Source organism: Sulfitobacter alexandrii, from assembly GCF_001886735.1.
In the GTDB taxonomy this organism is placed as follows: Bacteria; Pseudomonadota; Alphaproteobacteria; order Rhodobacterales; family Rhodobacteraceae; genus Sulfitobacter; species Sulfitobacter alexandrii.
The window spans coordinates 3,148,507-3,164,541 of sequence record NZ_CP018076.1 but is presented as its reverse complement, the minus strand read 5'-3'; the positions used below and the strand labels follow the sequence as shown (position 1 = coordinate 3,164,541).

Annotated in this window: 15 protein-coding genes and 1 pseudogene; 12 read left to right on the top strand and 4 right to left on the bottom strand. The window is 63.9% G+C overall.

Going from position 1 to position 16,035, the window contains the following annotated elements; all coding sequences use genetic code 11:
- Positions 1–43 precede the first annotated feature (43 nt).
- The 4 genes and pseudogenes from BOO69_RS15465 to BOO69_RS15450 all read left to right on the top strand — a co-directional run bounded on the left by BOO69_RS15465 (position 44) and on the right by BOO69_RS15450 (position 3,797).
- Positions 44–828, top strand: a pseudogene (locus tag BOO69_RS15465) (ABC transporter ATP-binding protein).
- 237 nt (positions 829–1,065) lie between these two features.
- The gene (locus BOO69_RS15460; RefSeq protein WP_071972986.1) at positions 1,066–1,929 is read left to right on the top strand and encodes an ABC transporter permease; all 864 of its coding nucleotides are present in this window, start codon (positions 1,066–1,068) and stop codon (positions 1,927–1,929) included.
- Positions 1,929–2,768 (top strand): ABC transporter permease, encoded by an 840-nt coding sequence (locus BOO69_RS15455; protein ID WP_071973858.1) that lies wholly within the window; start codon positions 1,929–1,931, stop codon positions 2,766–2,768. The genes BOO69_RS15460 and BOO69_RS15455 overlap by 1 nt, the downstream gene beginning before the upstream one ends.
- 30 nt (positions 2,769–2,798) lie before the next feature.
- Positions 2,799–3,797 carry an ABC transporter substrate-binding protein gene (locus tag BOO69_RS15450; RefSeq protein ID WP_071972985.1) on the top strand — a complete coding sequence of 333 codons (999 nt, stop codon included), beginning with the start codon at positions 2,799–2,801 and terminating at the stop codon, positions 3,795–3,797.
- 71 nt (positions 3,798–3,868) lie between these two features.
- Here BOO69_RS15450 and BOO69_RS15445 read toward each other — a convergent pair whose 3' ends face one another.
- Positions 3,869–4,420 carry a L,D-transpeptidase gene (locus tag BOO69_RS15445; RefSeq protein WP_071972984.1) on the bottom strand — a complete coding sequence of 184 codons (552 nt, stop codon included), beginning with the start codon at positions 4,418–4,420 and terminating at the stop codon, positions 3,869–3,871.
- A gap of 506 nt (positions 4,421–4,926) precedes the next feature.
- Between BOO69_RS15445 and BOO69_RS15440 the strand changes: the two genes are divergently transcribed.
- On the top strand, positions 4,927–5,901 hold the full coding sequence (locus tag BOO69_RS15440; protein ID WP_071972983.1) for a response regulator: 975 nt from the start codon (positions 4,927–4,929) through the stop codon (positions 5,899–5,901).
- Positions 5,902–5,946: 45 nt separating this feature from the next.
- Here BOO69_RS15440 and ettA read toward each other — a convergent pair whose 3' ends face one another.
- Positions 5,947–7,602 carry an energy-dependent translational throttle protein EttA gene (gene ettA / locus BOO69_RS15435; RefSeq protein WP_071972982.1) on the bottom strand — a complete coding sequence of 552 codons (1,656 nt, stop codon included), beginning with the start codon at positions 7,600–7,602 and terminating at the stop codon, positions 5,947–5,949.
- A 172-nt stretch (positions 7,603–7,774) separates the two neighbouring features.
- Here ettA and BOO69_RS23600 point away from each other — a divergent pair, with 172 nt between their 5' ends.
- From BOO69_RS23600 to BOO69_RS15415, 4 genes are all read left to right on the top strand, one after another.
- Positions 7,775–8,455, top strand: a complete 681-nt coding sequence (locus tag BOO69_RS23600) for a methyl-accepting chemotaxis protein (RefSeq protein ID WP_071972981.1) — start codon at positions 7,775–7,777, stop codon at positions 8,453–8,455.
- Between the two features lie 331 nt (positions 8,456–8,786).
- On the top strand, positions 8,787–9,227 hold the full coding sequence (locus BOO69_RS15425) for a universal stress protein (protein ID WP_071972980.1): 441 nt from the start codon (positions 8,787–8,789) through the stop codon (positions 9,225–9,227).
- A gap of 16 nt (positions 9,228–9,243) precedes the next feature.
- Positions 9,244–10,791 (top strand): alanine/glycine:cation symporter family protein, encoded by a 1,548-nt coding sequence (locus tag BOO69_RS15420; RefSeq protein ID WP_071972979.1) that lies wholly within the window; start codon positions 9,244–9,246, stop codon positions 10,789–10,791.
- Between the two features lie 81 nt (positions 10,792–10,872).
- A complete protein-coding gene (locus BOO69_RS15415; protein ID WP_083545546.1) occupies positions 10,873–11,472 on the top strand; it encodes a nicotinate-nucleotide adenylyltransferase in 600 nt (199 codons plus the stop codon).
- Here BOO69_RS15415 and BOO69_RS15410 read toward each other — a convergent pair.
- Positions 11,455–12,279, bottom strand: coding sequence for a DMT family transporter (locus tag BOO69_RS15410; protein ID WP_071972977.1), 825 nt, complete (start codon positions 12,277–12,279; stop codon positions 11,455–11,457). The genes BOO69_RS15415 and BOO69_RS15410 overlap by 18 nt on opposite strands.
- Before the next feature lie 86 nt (positions 12,280–12,365).
- Here BOO69_RS15410 and dacB point away from each other — a divergent pair, with 86 nt between their 5' ends.
- From dacB to BOO69_RS15395, 3 genes are read left to right on the top strand one after another with little or no spacing between them, the layout of a single operon-like run.
- The gene (gene dacB, locus BOO69_RS15405; protein ID WP_071972976.1) at positions 12,366–13,862 is read left to right on the top strand and encodes a D-alanyl-D-alanine carboxypeptidase/D-alanyl-D-alanine endopeptidase; all 1,497 of its coding nucleotides are present in this window, start codon (positions 12,366–12,368) and stop codon (positions 13,860–13,862) included.
- 23 nt (positions 13,863–13,885) lie between these two features.
- Positions 13,886–14,653 carry a polysaccharide deacetylase family protein gene (locus BOO69_RS15400; RefSeq protein WP_071972975.1) on the top strand — a complete coding sequence of 256 codons (768 nt, stop codon included), beginning with the start codon at positions 13,886–13,888 and terminating at the stop codon, positions 14,651–14,653.
- The gene (locus tag BOO69_RS15395; RefSeq protein WP_071972974.1) at positions 14,646–15,500 is read left to right on the top strand and encodes a GNAT family N-acetyltransferase; all 855 of its coding nucleotides are present in this window, start codon (positions 14,646–14,648) and stop codon (positions 15,498–15,500) included. The genes BOO69_RS15400 and BOO69_RS15395 overlap by 8 nt, the downstream gene beginning before the upstream one ends.
- A gap of 16 nt (positions 15,501–15,516) precedes the next feature.
- Here the strand turns inward: BOO69_RS15395 and BOO69_RS15390 are convergent, their stop codons facing one another.
- Positions 15,517–15,939, bottom strand: coding sequence for a tellurite resistance TerB family protein (locus tag BOO69_RS15390; RefSeq protein ID WP_071972973.1), 423 nt, complete (start codon positions 15,937–15,939; stop codon positions 15,517–15,519).
- Between the last annotated feature and the right edge of the window lie 96 nt (positions 15,940–16,035).

Sequence of the window (16,035 nt, the reverse complement as noted above, 5' to 3'; positions counted from 1 at the left end):
TCAGGGACCTTACCGAAATAGCCAAACCGACAGAAGCTGCCGAATGAGCGATATTCGGCATGTCATCTCCGCCCGCGATCTCGACCTCACGTTCCAGACGAACGATGGCCCCGTGCACGCGCTCAAGGGTGTGAGCCTCGACATCGCGCGGGGAGACTTCGTCAGCTTCATCGGCCCCTCGGGCTGCGGCAAGACGACCTTCCTGCGGGTCATGGCGGACCTCGAAAAGCCGACCGGGGGGACGATCACGGTCAACGGGGTTTCGCCGGAGGAAGCGCGGCGCGCGCGGGCCTATGGCTATGTCTTTCAGGCGGCGGGGCTCTACCCCTGGCGGACCATCGGCGGCAACATCCGCCTGCCGCTGGAGATCATGGGCATCCCCAAGGCGGAGCAGGCCGAACGGGTCAAGAGGGTGCTGGACCTTGTCGAACTCGGCGGGTTCGAAAAGAAGTTTCCCTGGCAGTTGTCGGGGGCATGCAGCAGCGCGCCAGCATCGCCCGCGCGCTGTCCTTCGACGCAGACATCCTGTTGATGGACGAACCCTTCGGGGCGCTGGACGAGATCGTGCGCGACCATCTGAACGAACAGCTTTTGAAGCTGTGGGAGCGGACAGGCAAGACCATCGCCTTCGTGACCCACTCGATCCCGGAGGCGGTCTTTCTCAGCACGAAGATCGTGGTGATGTCACCGCGGCCGGGCAGGATCACCGACGTGATCGACAGCCCCCTGCCTCGCGAGCGGCCGCTGGATATTCGGGACACGCCGGAATTCCTCGAGGTGGCGCACCGGGTGCGCGAAGGGTTGAGGGCGGGGCATGGCGGTGATTGATGCGCGTCAAGCGGCCCGGTCCGCCGCGACTTGCCACGACGTTCCGGGTCCGCTCCGCCGTTTGTGTGGGGAGGCGAGGTCCCCCTTCATCGTTCACGGCCATCGGCTCACCAGCCTGTGCCGCCGTTGCAGGAAACAGCCAAATCCTTTCATTGTTCTTAAAATACACAAATTGCACCGCCTGCGGCTGGCCGAGGTGCCGGTGTATTTGCGGAACAATGAAGCGGGCGGTATCGCATGATGCGGTCCGTGGTTCCCGTCTTGACCGTCGTCGGTTTCCTTCTGGTCGCCTGGTACGCGGCTGCGGTCTGGCTGAACGCGCCATGGGCCTACAACAAGGCGCAGCGGGCGGGAACTGAACTGACGATATCGCAACTGGTCGCCGATACCTGGTCGCAGGACAAGCCCAAGCTGCCCGCGCCGCACCAGGTCGTGCGCGAGGTCTGGGAAACCACGGCGCAGAAGGCGATCACCTCCAAGCGGTCGCTGATCTACCACGCGGGCATCACGCTCAGCGCGACCTTGCTGGGTTTCGTCTTGGGGACGGGGCTCGGCATCCTGCTGGCCGTGGGGATCGTTCATAACCGGACGATGGACATGTCCGTCATGCCCTGGGTGATCGCAAGCCAGACGATCCCGATCCTAGCCATCGCGCCGATGATCATCGTGGTGCTGAATGCCGTGGGCGTCTCTGGCCTGCTGCCGAAGGCCATGATCAGCATGTACCTGTCCTTTTTCCCGGTCGTCGTGGGCATGGTAAAGGGGTTGCGGAGCCCCGACGCGATGCAGCTGGACCAGATGCGCACGTGGAACGCGAGCCGGGGCGAGACATTCCGGAAACTGCGGCTGCCGTCCTCGATGCCCTATCTCTTCACCTCGCTGAAGGTCGCGATGGCGGCATCGCTGGTGGGGGCCATCGTCGGAGAGCTGCCCACCGGGGCGGTGGCGGGCCTCGGTGCACGGCTGCTGGCGGGCAGCTACTATGGACAGACGGTCCAGATATGGTCGGCGCTGGTGATGGCGGCGGTGCTGGCGGCCTGCCTCGTGGGCTTCATCGGATTGCTGCAAAGGCTGACCCTGCGCCGGATGGGCATGGAATGATGGGCTGGGTCGTCTTCGCCTTCGGGGCATGGATCGCCGGCTGGCTCGTCAACGTCAGGCTCGCCCGGGGGCCGGTCAGCTGGTGGGCCTCCCTCGCGGCACCCCTCGTCTTTGGTGCGACGCTTCTGGCGGTCTGGGAAGGGGTCGTGCGCGGCTTTGCGATCAACCAGGTGCTGTTGCCCGCGCCGACGGCGATCGCCGCCCGGATGGGCGCCTCGGCCGACCTGCTTTGGGCCGATTTCGTGCAGACCGTCCTGAAAGGGGCCCTGTCGGGTTACGTGATCGGGTGCGGCGCGGCTTTCCTGATCGCCGTGGCGATCGACCGCTTTCCGTTCCTGCAAAGGGGGCTTCTGCCTGTCGGAAACTTCGTGGCCGCCCTGCCGGTGATCGGCATGGCGCCGATCCTGGTGATGTGGTTCGGCTTCGACTGGCAGTCCAAGGCGGCGGTGGTCGTCGTCATGGTCTTCTTTCCCATGCTGGTGAACACGGTGCAGGGTCTTCAGGCGGCGGATGCGATGCAGAAGGACCTGATGCGCACTTATGCAGCCGGGTACTGGCGCACGCTCGTGAAGCTGAGGCTCCCCTGCGCCATGCCGTTCATCTTCAACGGCCTCAAGATCGGGACGACGCTGGCATTGATCGGCGCGATCGTTGCTGAATTTTTCGGCTCGCCCATCGTGGGCATGGGCTTTCGCATCTCGACCTCCGTGGGGCAGTTGACGCTGGACCTCGTATGGGCAGAAATCTTTGTCGCGGCACTCGCAGGCTCGGCCTTTTACGGGCTGGTCGCGCTTGCCGAACAACGCGTGACATTCTGGCATCCAAGCCAGAGGACTTGACCAAGAAGACCAACCAAGGGGAGTAAGAAAATGAAAACCATTACCAAGATCGCGGCCGGTGCGGCGCTTGGCGTCTGGGGCACGATGGCCCAGGCTGCCGACGACGTGACCCTGCAGCTCAAGTGGGTCACGCAAGCGCAGTTTGCGGGCTACTACGTGGCCAAGGACAAGGGCTTCTACGAGGAAGAAGGCCTGAACGTCACGATCAAGCCGGGCGGCCCGGACATCGCACCCGAGCAGGTGATCGTCGGCGGTGGCGCCGATGTGATCGTGACATGGATGGCGGCGGGGCTTGCCGCGCGTGAACGCGGTGTGCCGCTGGTCAACATCGCCCAGCCCTTCAAGACCGGCGGTCTGCAGGTGAACTGCCTGAAATCCACCGGTGTCGAAAGCCCGGATGATTTCGCGGGCCGCACCATGGGCGTCTGGTTCTTCGGCAACGAATATCCGTTCTACGCCTGGATGGCATCGCTCGGCCTCGAGACGGACGGCGCGGACGAGAACGGCGTGACGGTCCTGAAGCAGGCGTTTTCCGCCGATCCGCTGATCCAGGGGCAGGCCGACTGCATCTCGACGATGACCTACAACGAGTACAACCAGATCATCGAGGCCGGCATCACACCGGAGGAACTGGTCACCTTCAACTACCTCGAAATGGGGTTCGGTATGCTTGAGGATGGTCTTTACGTTCTCGAGGACGATCTGGAAGACCCGGAATTCAAGGACAAGATGGTCCGTTTCGTCCGTGCCTCCATGAAGGGATGGAAATACGCCGAGGAGAACCAGGAGGAAGCCGCCGAGATCGTGATCGATAACGACGCGTCCGGTGCGCAGGAACTGGATCACCAGCTTTACATGGTGGGCGAGGTCGCCAAGCTGACCGCCGGCAGCAACGGTGCGCTGGACCCTGCGGACTACGAACAGACGGTCAAGACGCTGCTGTCTGCCGTGAGCGAGGAGAACCCCGCGATCACCAAGGAGCCCGAAGGCGCCTGGACACACGAGATCACGGACGAAGCCCTGAACTGATCAGGGCGATCGGGAAAAAAGAAGGGCCGGTACGCAGCGTACCGGCCCTTTGCGTTTGCGCTTCGGCGCTTTCAGAGAACGGTAACTTTCGTTCCCAGCGGCACCCGCTCGTAAAGATCCTTGACGTGTTCGTTCAGCATCCGGATGCAGCCGTTGGACACCGACCGCCCGATGGAGCCGGGCTGGTTCGTGCCGTGGATGCGGAAGTACGTGTCCTTGCCGTTCTGGAACAGGTAGAGCGCACGCGCACCCAAAGGATTGGACGGGCCGCCGGGCTGGGCATCCGTGTTGCCGATGAACCGCTTGTAGGCCTGCGGATCGCGTTCGATCATCTCGTCCGTGGGGCGCCAAGTCGGCCATTCCTTCTTCACGTCGATGGTCGCGGTGCCGGTGAACTCCAGGCCCGCCTTCCCGACGCCGACACCGTACCGGATCGCCCGACCGGGAGAGGTGACATAGTAGAGGTAGTGGCTGCGCGGCAGGATCAGCAATTGGCCGGGCTGGTATTGACGCTTGATCGATACTTCCTGTGGGGTCGGATCATAGGCACCGGCCTGCGCGCTCAGGGCATGTGGCAGGGCGGCGGCAGCCAGGGAACTGGCAAGAAATGTACGGCGGCGCATTCAATGCTCCATGTAAATAGGGTGGCAGATGATCCATTTTCGGGGCCGTCCGCGATGCAGGCAAGCCTCGGTCGGGAAAAATCTGTCCGATGTTGCACATTGGTCGGGCTACCGCGTGCAGCCCGGTCGATTGGAAAACGCGACCCGACCGCTTGGGTTCCTTCGGCTGACGGCGCACCGCGAGGGAATCAGCCCGCAGGCCACGACAGACGGGCGAAAGCGGTGGTCCCTTCCGTTGCGTCACCGTCTTGGGGCGATCCGAGAACACGCCTCGTTTTCGGCCAATAAACGCGATTTCTGGCGAGAAGTGGCGGCAAAATCATCGGCAATTGGGCCATGGCACCGTCTGACGCCTCATTCCCGCCCATATCGGAAACAATGTGCCCGACATCGCAAAATTGTCTAAATCACGTCGCAAAAATGCCCTTTGCAGCCGGCCAACCTCGGAAAAACTCTGCTCGCACTCCGTTCACTACGCGTGATCGACAAATTCTGAGGGATGACACATGCGAATTTTGGCCGTTGACGACGACCCGGTGATTCTCGATCTGCTTGAGCGCGCCCTGTCGGACAGCCGTGGGTATCAGCTGACCACCTGCAAGACGGCGGAGGAGGCGCTTGCCCTGCTGGCCGGACCGATCCAGCCGTTTGAATGTTTTTTGCTGGATGTCATGCTGCCGGGCATCGACGGGATCGAGTTGTGCGATCGGATCCGGCAGACGCAAGCCTACCGGTCTGCCCCGATCATCATGATCACGGCGAGCCGCGAAGCCGACCTGATGGAGCGTGCGTTCTACGCGGGCGCGACGGATTTCATCTCCAAGCCGCTCGACGGCGTGGAACTGAGCGCACGGATCGTGTCGGCAAGCATGCTGAACGACAGTCTGCACCGGGAGCGGGAGGTGCGCCACACGCTTGCCGACCTGACTGCCAAGATGAAGGTGCGTTTCGAGGAGCCGATCAAGCTGGAGACGCCGCAGGTCACTGACCTCTTGGCGCTCGAAAACAGCCTGCTGCGCCTGCCCGAAGGGCTGTACGCGATGACGTTGTTCACCGTCGACGTGATGGGGCTGCGCGGCATCCACCGCGCGGTCGCGGCGCCCGCCTTCCGCCATCATCTCGAATCCGTGGCCAGCGCGCTGGTCCAGGCGCTGGAACACCGCACCTCGCGGCTGGCCTATACCGGTTCGGGGCGGTTCATGGGCGTTGTCATCGGGCGGGAACGGTTCAGCCGCGATGCGGTCCTGACCCAGATGAACGCAACGCTGTCCGCGGATTGGGATGTCGCTGCCAGCGGCACGCCGATGCCCCCCGCGATTCGCCTGACGAGCCTGTCGGATCAGCGGCTGTGGTCCGGCGTTTCCGCCAGCGACATGCTGCGGTCGAAAAAAGCCAACGCCGACTTGCTGCGCGGTGTCCCGGAAGAGCAGGAAGATGCCCTGTTCGACAAGCTGGATGCCAAGGTGTCGCGCGCGTCCTGAAGGGGCTTCCGGACCGCCCATCGGGCGGCCCGGCGTGCACTTGCCTCAGCGCACGAACTTCTTGTGCTTGAGCCGCTTGGGTTCCAGCGCGTCCGCCCCAAGGCGGCGTTTCTTGTCTTCTTCGTAGTCCTCGAAGTTGCCTTCGAACCATTCCACGTGCGCCTCGCCCTCGAAGGCGAGGATGTGGGTGCAGATCCGGTCGAGGAAGAAACGATCGTGGGAGATGACGACGGCGCAGCCGGCGAAATCGACGAGCGCATCTTCGAGCGCGCGCAGGGTTTCGACATCGAGGTCGTTGGTCGGTTCGTCGAGCAGCAGCACGTTGCCGCCCTCTTTCAGCAGGCGTGCCATGTGGACGCGGTTGCGCTCACCGCCTGACAGCAGGCCCACCTTCTTCTGCTGGTCGCCGCCCTTGAAGTTGAACGACGAGCAATAGGCGCGGCTGTTCACCTCGGCATCGCCCAGTTTGATGATTTCCGCCCCGCCGGTGATCGCCTGCCAGACGGTGTCTTCCGACTTCAGGTCGTCGCGGGACTGGTCGACGTAGGACAGATCCACCGTATCGCCGTATTCGATGGTGCCCGCGTCGGGCTTTTCCTGTCCGGTCAGCATCTTGAACAGCGTCGATTTACCCGCGCCGTTCGGGCCGATGACGCCGACGATGCCACCGGGCGGCAGCGAGAAATCGAGCCCCTCGACAAGCAGCTTGTCGCCCATCGCCTTTTTCAGCCCCTGAACCTCGATCACCTTGGACCCAAGACGCGGACCGTTGGGGATGACGATCTGCGCGCGCGACAGCTTTTCCCGCTCGGACTGGGCCGCCATCTCGTTGTAGGCGTTGATGCGGGCCTTGGACTTTGCCTGCCGCGCCTTGGCGCCCTGCCGCATCCATTCCAGTTCGCGTTCCAGCGTCTTCTGCTTGGACTTGTCCTCGCGCGCTTCCTGCTCAAGGCGCTTGGCCTTCTGTTCGAGCCAGTCGGAATAGTTGCCTTCGTAGGGCACGCCGCGGCCCCGGTCGAGTTCGAGGATCCAGCCGGTGATGTCATCGAGGAAATAGCGGTCGTGGGTGACGATCAGGATCGTGCCCTTGTAGTCGATCAGGTGTTGCTGCAGCCATGCGATCGTTTCGGCGTCGAGGTGGTTGGTGGGTTCGTCCAGCAGCAGCATGTCCGGCGCTTCGAGCAGCAGCTTGCAGAGGGCGACGCGGCGTGCTTCGCCGCCCGAGAGGGAGCTCACGTCCGCATCGTCGGGCGGGCAGCGCAGCGCCTCCATGCTGACGTCGATCTGGCTGTCCAGATCCCAAAGGTTCTGGGCGTCGATGTCGTCCTGCAGTTTCGCCATCTCCTCGGCGGTTTCGTCGGAGTAGTTCATCGCGAGTTCATTGTAGCGGTCGAGGATGGCCTTCTTTTCGGCCACGCCCTCCATCACGTTCTCGCGGACCGTTTTCGTCGGGTCGAGCTGCGGTTCCTGCGGCAGATAGCCCACCTTGGCGCCCTCGGCGGCCCATGCCTCGCCCTGAAAATCCTTGTCGAGGCCCGCCATGATCTTGAGCAGCGTCGACTTGCCCGCGCCGTTCACCCCCACGACCCCGATCTTCACGCCCGGCAGGAAGTTCAGGTTGATGTTCTCGAAGGTCTTCTTACCGCCGGCGTAGGTCTTGGAGACACCGGACATGTGATAGACGAACTGGTAGGCGGCCATTGCTGTTTCCTGTCTGGTCAATGAGGTTTCGCCCCGCAATATAACGGGGATTGGCCGAGATCAACGTGCACCTGATCGACGCGGCCCCCATCGGCTCGCGTCCGGGGAATGGCGCCGTGGCAACGCTTTCTTCAGGTCTGTGAGGCTAGCTTGCGTCCGAAAGGAACAACTCATGCTAGATTCGCTCACAGAACGGCCGCACCCGCGGCATGTTTCCCCTCCCGATACCATCGACGCGGCCGTGACGATCGACGCCGAGAACCGGATCATCTCTTTCAACGCCGCGGCTGAGCGTCTTTGGGGCTACAGCAGCAGCGAGGTGATCGGCAAGAACGTCCACCTGTTGCTGCCCCCCGACATCCGGGCGGACCACGACAACCTGATCGAACGGCACCGCAAGACGGGGCAGGACCGGATCGTGGGCACGAGCCGCGAAGTGCCGATCCACCGCAAGGACGACACGACGGGTTATGCGAGGCTTGCGCTGCGGGTCGAGACGCAGGAGGACGGTGCCAAGCACTACATCGCGTTCCTGACGGACGTGACGGAGCAGCACCACCGGACGCTGGAGACGCTGCAGGTCATGCGGGAACTGCTGGACCAGATCGACAGGTTGACCACCGGTATCAACACGATCGCGCAGCAGACCAACCTTCTGTCGGTCAACGCCTCGATCGAGGCGGCGCGCGCGGGTGACATGGGGCGTGGCTTCGGTGTCGTCGCCATGGAGATACGCGCGCTGTCGAACCAGGCCCGCGAGATCACCAACGAAATTGAAACGGTCGTGGAATCCGGGCGGCAATCGGTTGGAAATCTGGCTCGGGATTCAGTTCCCACCGGCAAGGCGACCTGAGCCCGTTTCATGGCATTCATCGCGGCGGGTGGCATGTCCTATTGCATAAATTGATTCTACCATGGCGTGAGGTCGGCCTCCGGATATCGCGACAATTTAGGGCCCGGCCGACCTCCCCGAGTGGGCCTTTTGCCTGCTCTGGAACAAATCTTCAGGCGCATCGACCGGAACGGCGGAAATTTCGGTCGATGCGAATTGATTTTCTCTGTTACATTTTTGTTAACTCGAGGGTGGCGGTCCTGCCGTTCCCGAACGGGTCAACGAAGCCGCGACTTCGCGCCGGCATGTCCTGTGACACCGGCGGAGCGCACAGGGACAACAGGGAAATCTCATGTCAAAAACCGCAATCGTTGTGGGGCTGGACGGTTCCGAAGCCGGGGCGCGCGCGCTGGCCTTCGCAAAGGACCGGGCCCGGATGATCGGCGAATGTTCGATCACGATCTGCTACGTGATCGAATGGTCGCCGTTTTCCTTCCAGACACCGGAAGAGAACGAGCAGCGTCACAAGCGCCGCGAGGAAGAGCTGAAGCTCGCCCACGAACGGGTCATCGACCCCGCTGTCAGCGCGGCGCATGCCGACGGCTTCGAGGTGACGGGCGTTGTCCGCCACGGAGACGCCGCCGACATCCTTGACGACATCGCCAAGGCGCAGGGCGCCAGCCAGATCGTTGTGGGCCGTGTCGGCGTGCGCGGCCTGAAAGAGCGACTGTTCGGTGGCGTGACGGGGCGGCTTGTCGCCACCGCGAGCGTACCGGTCACAATCATTCCCTGAAGCGGAGGACATCGAAATGCACAGGCTTATCACCGCCCTGGTGGCCACGATCGCCGCTTTCCTGCCGGGCCTTGCCGCCGCACAGGAAGCGGTGGGGATCGACCAGAGGATCAACCAGCTTTTCGCGGACTATACCGGATGGTACGTGTCCTTCATCTTCGCCCCGCTGCCGGGCACGACGTTTTCCTGGATCGCCCTTTGGCTGGTCGTGGGCGCGCTTGTCTTCACGGTCTATTTCGGCGCGATCCAGTTCAAGGGTTTCATGCACTCGATCCGGTTGGTGAAGGGCGACTATTCCGACCCGAACGACGCCGGCGAGGTCAGCCACTTTCAGGCGCTGGCGACGGCGCTGTCGGGCACCGTGGGGCTGGGCAACATCGCGGGTGTCGCGGTTGCGGTCAGCATCGGTGGCCCCGGCGCGACCTTCTGGATGGTCGTCGCAGGCCTGTTCGGGATGGCGACCAAGTTCACCGAATGTACGCTCGGGGTGAAATACCGCAACGAATATCCCGACGGCAGCGTGTCGGGCGGCCCGATGTACTACATCACCAAGGGCTTCAAGGAGCGCGGCCTGCCGTTGGGCGGCTTCATGGCGGTGCTTTTCTCGATCTTCACGATCCTCGGCGCGCTGGGCGGGGGCAACATGTTCCAGGCCAACCAGGCGCATGCGCAGATCGCGGGTGTCGTAGGTGACTATCCGGGCTGGATCACGGGCGTCATCCTCGCAGCCGTCACCTTTGCCGTCATCGCAGGCGGGCTGAAGTCCATCGCGCGGGTGACGGAAAAGGTCGTGCCCTTCATGGGGGTCTTCTATGTTCTCGTGTCGATCCTGATCCTGCTGATCAACTTCGACCAGATCGGCTGGGCCTTTGGCCAGATCTTCATGGGTGCCTTTACCGGCCTCGGCGTCGTCGGCGGCTTTACCGGCGCGCTGATCCAGGGGTTCCGGCGGGCCGCGTTCTCCAACGAGGCGGGCATCGGGTCGGCCGCGATCGCGCACTCCGCGGTGCGCACCAAGGAGCCGGTCACCGAAGGCTATGTCGCATTGCTGGAACCGTTCATCGACACGGTGGTGATCTGCACCATGACCGCGCTCGTGATCGTGATCAGCGGCGTGCTCAACGTGGACCCCGAGACTGGCCTCTACATCTGGAACGCGGAAGCGGGCCGGATCGCGACCGATGGCGACGTCAGCGGCGTGGCGCTCACGTCGGCGGCTTATGCCAAGGCGTTCTCGTGGTTCCCGGTCCTTCTGATGGTGGCGGTGGTGCTTTTTGCCTTCTCTACCATGATCAGCTGGTCCTACTACGGGCTGAAGGCCTGGACCTACCTCTTCGGAGAGGGGCAGGCCAAGGAGCTGACGTTCAAGGTCATCTTCTGCCTGTTCATCGTGATCGGCGCGGCGGCGAGCCTGGGGCCCGTGATCGACTTTTCCGACGCCATGCTTTTCTCGATGGCGATCGTGAACATCATTGCACTCTATTTCCTGATGCCGATCGTGAAGCGCGAGCTGAACAGCTATGTCAGCCGCCTGCGCGCAGGGGAGTTCACCCGCCACAAGTGAGCGGGTGCATTGACAACGGGGCGCTAAGCCCTTCCTTTCGGCCCCTGAGTAATTCGGGGGCCGTTCTCTTTGCGATACACCATGCCATACGCCGCGCCGGGTCAGGTGATCGGCCTTCTGGGCGGGTCATTCGACCCTGCCCACGCGGGTCATGCGCATATCACGACCGAGGCGCTGAAGCGTTTCGGGCTGGACCGCGTGTGGTGGCTGGTCAGCCCGGGAAACCCGCTGAAGTCGCGGGGACCGGAACCGTTGCCCAAGCGCATGGCCCGCGCTAGGGAAGTCATGCAGCACCCCCGCGTCGAGGTGACCGACATAGAGGACCAGCTGGGCACCCGTTTCACCGCGCAGACCGTGGCAAGGCTGCGTCAGCTTTATCCGCAGGTGCGTTTCGTCTGGCTGATGGGCGCGGACAACATGGCGCAGTTTCACCAGTGGCAGGATTGGCGACGGATCATGGAAACGGTGCCGATCGGCGTCCTGGCCCGCCCCGGACAGAGGATTTCCGCGCGGATGAGCCGTGCGGCGGGCCTATATGCGCCCTATCGGATACCCGGTCGTTTCGGCCATCTGCTGGCGCGGGCGGAAGCGCCGGCGTGGTGCTTCGTCAACGTTCCCATGAACGATGCGTCGTCGACCGCGATCCGCGCGCGCGGAGGCTGGTCAGCGCAGACGGGCTGAGGTCAGCCCGGCGCCGATGATCAGGGCGAGGCCCATCCACGTGAAGACGTCCGGCAGGTCACCGAAAAGGATCCACCCCAGCGCCACGGCGGCAATCAGCTGGAAATAGACAAGGGGCGCGATCCGCGTCGCGGGCGAGATCCGGTAGGCATAAAGCAGCAGCAGGTTTCCCAGCATCGAGCACAGGGCAGAGGCCACGGTGAGCCCTGCGACCGGCAGGCTGAACGCCGGCAGATGCAGGAGGCCCAGCGGCAGCATCAGGAAGCCCGCGATCAGCAGTTGCGTAAAGGTGAGTGCCATCGGGCTTCCCAGCGCCGACAGCCAGCGCGACATGGTCAGGAACGTGCCGTAGAATGTGCCGGCGGCCACGGCCCAGAGCACGTCGAGGTTCGTGTCCGACCCCGGCCGGACGACCAGCAGGACGCCGCAGAACCCCAGCACCGTAAGGGCGCTTCGCAGCGGTGTGACAGCCTCGCGCAGGAACACGACCGCCAGAACGTAGCTGATGATCGGCCCGATGAAGAACGCCGCGAAGGCGGTCGCGACGTCGACGGTCTGCAGCGCGGTCTGTATGCAGGTGATTCCCAGCGCCAGCGAAACGGCACGCACCCAGATCCGCCAGTTCCGCAAGAGCGCCCCGCTGCCGGCCGGCAGGAACGGCAACAGCAAAGCCGTGCCGATGGCAAAACGGGACCACGCCACGAAAAGCGGCGATACGCCCATCCCGCTGGTCAACAGCTTGCCCGCGCTGTCGCCGCCCGGAATGAGCGACATGGCGATGAACATGATGGGAATGGCCCGTTGCATGGCATCTGCTAGCACGTCTTTCCGGTCGGGAAAATGTGATATCAGCCTGCTTGTGGATGGCGGCAAGGTACGGTTTAAACAGGCCCATGGGCACGCTTTTCTCACGTCGGTTCTTCCTCGGCTCCGCCGCCGCTTTCGGCACTCTTCCAACCACGCTTCTGGCTGAACCGCCAACCCGGTCACTGCGTCCCGTCCTGCGGGGGGAGGACCTGCACAAGCAGGCGGTGCCGGATGTCGAGGCGATCATCGGGGATGCGAGGCTTACGGGTGACCTTGCCTTTGCCGTCGCGCGCACCGACACGGGGGAATGGCTGGAATGTCGTAACGAACAGATGGGTACGCCACCCGCGAGCGTGGCCAAGGCGGTGACCGCGCTTTATGCGCTGGACGCACTTGGCCCCGATCACCGGTTCGAGACGCGGGTCGCCGCGACCGGCGGTGTGGTCGATGGCGAGGTGCAGGGAGATCTGCTTCTGGTGGGGGGCGGTGATCCGACGCTCGATACCAATGCGCTCGCGGACCTCGCCGCGCAACTCAAGAAGGCCGGGGTGCGATCGGTCAAGGGGGGCTTCAAGGTATACGAGGCCGCGCTTCCGGTGATGCGTCAGATCGACCCGGAACAGCCGGACCACGTGGGGTACAATCCGGCGGTTTCGGGGCTGGCGCTGAACTTCAACAGGGTCCACTTCGAGTGGAAACGCGGCAACAACGGCTATGCCGTGAGCATGGACGCCCGGTCCGACAGGTATCGGCCGGAAGTCCTGATGGCCGTGATGCAGGTAGAGGACCGCAGCGCGCCGGTCTACACCTACGAGGAACGCGGCGACAGGGACCAGTGGACCGTCGCGAGGGGCGCGCTGGGCGGCGGCGGGTCGCGCTGGCTGCCGGTCAGGAAGCCCGGCCTCTATGCGGGGGATGTCTTTTCGACGCTTGCGCGGTCGCAGGGCATTGTGCTCAAGCAGCCGGAAATCATCGACAGCATGCCCGCCGGTCCCGAAACTCTCGTCTCCCGCAAGAGCGACGCGTTGCGTCCGATCCTCGAGGACATGCTGCGCTATTCCACGAACCTGACGGCGGAAATGGTCGGCATCGCCGCGACGCAGGCGCGGATCGGTCCGGTGGAAAATCTGCGTGCCTCCGCCGCGGCCATGAACCGTTGGGCCGTGATGGAACTGGGCATGACGGGGCCCGCCATGGTCGATCACTCCGGCCTCGGGGACGACAGCCGCATGTCCGCGCTCGACATGGCGCGGGCCATGCTGAAGGTGCACGGCGGCGGCTTGCGCGAAATCCTCAAGCCCTTTGGCATGCGCGATGCGCAGGGACGGCCGATGCGGGACCACCCGATCGCGGTCGATGCGAAAACCGGCACGCTGAACTTCGTCTCGGGTCTGGCAGGCTACATGACGGCGACCGACGGCACGGTCATGGCATTCGCCATATTCGCCGCCGACCGCGAGGAACGGGCCAAGATCAGCCGGGAAGAGCGCGAGGGCCCGCCGGGTGCCCGCAGTTGGAACATCCGCGCGAAACGCGTACAGCAGGCGTTGATCGAACGCTGGGGTGCGCTCTACACCAGCTGACCGCTGCCCCGAAAGGACACATCATGGCAACCTGGGCCGACCTGGACGGTGAATTGCGGCTGTGGCAGGCCGCCGGAGAAGTGCCGACCTTCTGGTGGCGCGACGATGACACCGAAGCGCCGACCGCGGAGCTGGACAGGCTGATCGCGCTGGCCGAGCGGTTTTCGACGCCGCTTCATCTGGCGGTCGTTCCCCATGCCATCGACCCGGCGCTCGCGCCCCGCCTGGACGCGGCGCCCCTCGTTCACTGCCTGCAACATGGGTTTGCTCACAAGAACCACGAACCGAAAGGCGCCCGTGCGTCCGAGGTCGGGCTGAACCGCGACCTCGACCTCCAGCGGACCGACCTGGCCGAAGGATGGCGGCGGATGCTGGAGGCGAAACTTCCCAATCTGCTGCCGGTCTTCGTGCCGCCGTGGAACCGTATCGCTGACAAGACGCTGCGTGCCCTGCCCGGATTGGGGTACCGTGCCGTATCCATCTTTGACCAGCGCCCCGACGACCCCGTGGGGCCACCCCATTTCAACGGGCATATCGACCCGATCCGCTGGAAGGAAGGGGCGCGCTTCGCGGGGGAGGAAAAGGCCCTCGAACAATGCGTGCGGCATCTGGCGCGGCGGCGGAGCGGGGAGGCGGACAAGGCCGAACCCACGGGTTTCGTCACGCATCATCTCCAGACCGACGAGGCAACCTGGGATTTCTGCATGGCCTTTCTGGACCGGCTCGCAGCGCAGGGTGCCACCCGCTGGATCGTGCTTGAGGAAGTGATGAAAGACGACCAACATGGTTGAAATCGCCTATGCCGCGCCGTCCGAGCGCGAGGAAGTCGCCCAGTTCATGAACACGGTTTTCGTGAAGGCGAAGTGGGACATCGACGGCTGGCGACGGCTGGTGGCGGGCCGCTGGTGCGGCCCCGAGGGGCGATATGCCATCACCGTGCGCGACAACGGGCGGCTGATGGGCGTTCTCGGGCTGGTCTATGCGGAGCGGATCACCGCCGAGGGGGTACGCACCACGGCCGACATGACGTCATGGTATGTGCTCAAGGATCTTCGCGGACAGGGCGTCGGCGGCCGCATGATGGCGCTTGCGACATCGGACCCCGCGGTGACGGTCACCAATTTCTCGAGCGCGAAAGCCGCTGTCAGCGTGCTGGAACGGGCGGGTCTGGAAGTGCTGGATCGGGAACGGCTGGTGTGGCTTCCGTCGGAGCTTCCGAAGTTCGAGGTGCACGACGATCCGCTGTCGCTGGGTGACCGGATCACCGCAAAGGACCGGCGGATCATCAGTGACCATCAGGGCCTGAAGCTGCGCCACCTTGCTGTCGAAACGCCGGACGGTCTGTGCGTGATGGTGGTCTATCCCCAGAAGAAGCATGACGACTACGTCACGCACGAGATCATGTACCTGGCCGACCAACCCCTGTTCGCGCGGCACGCGGCACGGATCGCGGCATCCGTCCTGCCCGCGCGGGAGGCCATCCTGTCACTGGACCGCAGGTTCGCCGCGCCCGGAATCACTTGCGATGATGTCCGCCCCTTCGCCACGCCGCGGTTCTGCCAGAAGGGGCTGCTGCATCCTTCCGAGATCGACATGCTTTATTCGGAATGCGTTCTGCTCAACATCAAGATCCACTGAGCGCGAAAGCCCGCCCTCAGCTGAGGTGTCGGGCCCGCGCGCCGCGCTCGATGGCAGCGGCGTGCAGCCGGTCGATGTTCAGCTCGTAGCGGATTTCCTCGAGCAGCCGAAGTTCGGTTTCGCCAAGGATGCCATCCGCCGCGGCGACATCACAGGCCAGCGCATAGGCCGTTTCGTGAAGCCGTTCCGGCAATGCTTCGCGGATCAGGCCGAAAAGCGCGTCGAGACCGTCTTCCTGCTCGAACAGGTCCAGCACGGTCTTGCTGATCGTGCTGAGCCGGTCGCTGTCGTAGTTCGCGAAGATCGGCAACATGTTGACTGCCGCCTCGATCTTGATCAGTTCGGTCGTCCTGATGTTCTCGTCGGATGCGGAAACGGCGACCATGATCGCGACGAGGCTGTCCTGCGCGCTGAGTGAAAACGAGGGGTCATCAGACATGGAGGGGCCTCTGAAGTTCTGTTGAGCGGAGATTATTGACCCTGTCGGTCCCGCGCAATAGGTAGCGGCCTGACCTGCGCGCATTGGGCGCACGGG

Coding starts and splice junctions, on each gene's coding strand:
- BOO69_RS15440 (WP_071972983.1), top strand. CDS start 4,927: ATGCGAATTTTGGCCGTTGACGACGACCCGGTGATTCTCGATCTGCTT.
- BOO69_RS15445 (WP_071972984.1), bottom strand. CDS start 4,420: ATGCGCCGCCGTACATTTCTTGCCAGTTCCCTGGCTGCCGCCGCCCTG.
- dacB (WP_071972976.1), top strand. CDS start 12,366: ATGGGCACGCTTTTCTCACGTCGGTTCTTCCTCGGCTCCGCCGCCGCT.
- BOO69_RS15425 (WP_071972980.1), top strand. CDS start 8,787: ATGTCAAAAACCGCAATCGTTGTGGGGCTGGACGGTTCCGAAGCCGGG.
- BOO69_RS15420 (WP_071972979.1), top strand. CDS start 9,244: ATGCACAGGCTTATCACCGCCCTGGTGGCCACGATCGCCGCTTTCCTG.
- BOO69_RS15455 (WP_071973858.1), top strand. CDS start 1,929: ATGGGCTGGGTCGTCTTCGCCTTCGGGGCATGGATCGCCGGCTGGCTC.
- ettA (WP_071972982.1), bottom strand. CDS start 7,602: ATGGCCGCCTACCAGTTCGTCTATCACATGTCCGGTGTCTCCAAGACC.
- BOO69_RS15450 (WP_071972985.1), top strand. CDS start 2,799: ATGAAAACCATTACCAAGATCGCGGCCGGTGCGGCGCTTGGCGTCTGG.
- BOO69_RS15410 (WP_071972977.1), bottom strand. CDS start 12,279: ATGCAACGGGCCATTCCCATCATGTTCATCGCCATGTCGCTCATTCCG.
- BOO69_RS15400 (WP_071972975.1), top strand. CDS start 13,886: ATGGCAACCTGGGCCGACCTGGACGGTGAATTGCGGCTGTGGCAGGCC.
- BOO69_RS15390 (WP_071972973.1), bottom strand. CDS start 15,939: ATGTCTGATGACCCCTCGTTTTCACTCAGCGCGCAGGACAGCCTCGTC.
- BOO69_RS15415 (WP_083545546.1), top strand. CDS start 10,873: ATGCCATACGCCGCGCCGGGTCAGGTGATCGGCCTTCTGGGCGGGTCA.
- BOO69_RS15395 (WP_071972974.1), top strand. CDS start 14,646: ATGGTTGAAATCGCCTATGCCGCGCCGTCCGAGCGCGAGGAAGTCGCC.
- BOO69_RS23600 (WP_071972981.1), top strand. CDS start 7,775: ATGCTAGATTCGCTCACAGAACGGCCGCACCCGCGGCATGTTTCCCCT.
- BOO69_RS15460 (WP_071972986.1), top strand. CDS start 1,066: ATGATGCGGTCCGTGGTTCCCGTCTTGACCGTCGTCGGTTTCCTTCTG.